General features: G+C 61.7%; 1 protein-coding gene. It reads right to left on the bottom strand.

The genetic code is table 11. From position 1 onward, the window contains the following. Positions 1-639, bottom strand: a 639-nt coding sequence (locus BK660_RS30760) for a PTS transporter subunit EIIC (protein WP_185045284.1), incomplete at both ends; no start/stop codon positions are given.

The raw sequence follows: 639 nt of genomic DNA, 5'->3' as shown, positions 1-639 counted from the left end.
CCATGACCTTGCGGCGTTCCGGCAGTGCATTGCGGTACATCGCCAGACATGCCGCCGGCAGGCCGAAGATCATCATCGGGAACATGCCGGTCATGAACTGGCCGCCCTTCGGATCGCCGGCGAAGTAGCGCGACAGGTCGCCGGTTACCAGCGCACCGGTGGTTGGGTCGGTGAAGTTGCCGAACACAAACCACGCCATGTTGTTGAGGATGTGGTGCAGGCCGGTGACGATCAGCAGGCGGTTGAACACGCCAAACACGAACGCGCCGAGGCTGCCGCTTTCCATCATCAAGGCGCCGAAGCTGTTGATGCCATGCTGGATTGGCGGCCAGATATAGCCGAACACCACGCCCAGACCGACTGCCGCAAGCCCGGTGACAATCGGCACAAAGCGTCGTCCGCCGAAGAACGCCAGATACTCCGGCAGCTTGATGTCCTTGAAGCGGTTGTACAGCGCGCCGGCCATCAGGCCGCTGACGATGCCGGCGAGCATGCCCATGTTGATGCTCGCATCGAGCACCTTCAACGTAGAGATCATCACCAGATAACCGATCACCCCGGCGAGGCCAGCGGTGCCGTTGTTGTCCTTGGCGAAACCGACGGCGATGCCGATGGCGAAGATCATTGCCAGGTTGGCGA

Origin of the sequence: Pseudomonas brassicacearum (assembly GCF_003732265.1) — a bacterium.
GTDB classification, from domain to species: domain Bacteria; phylum Pseudomonadota; class Gammaproteobacteria; order Pseudomonadales; family Pseudomonadaceae; genus Aquipseudomonas; species Aquipseudomonas brassicacearum_D.
This window is presented reverse-complemented; position numbering and strand designations above follow the sequence as displayed.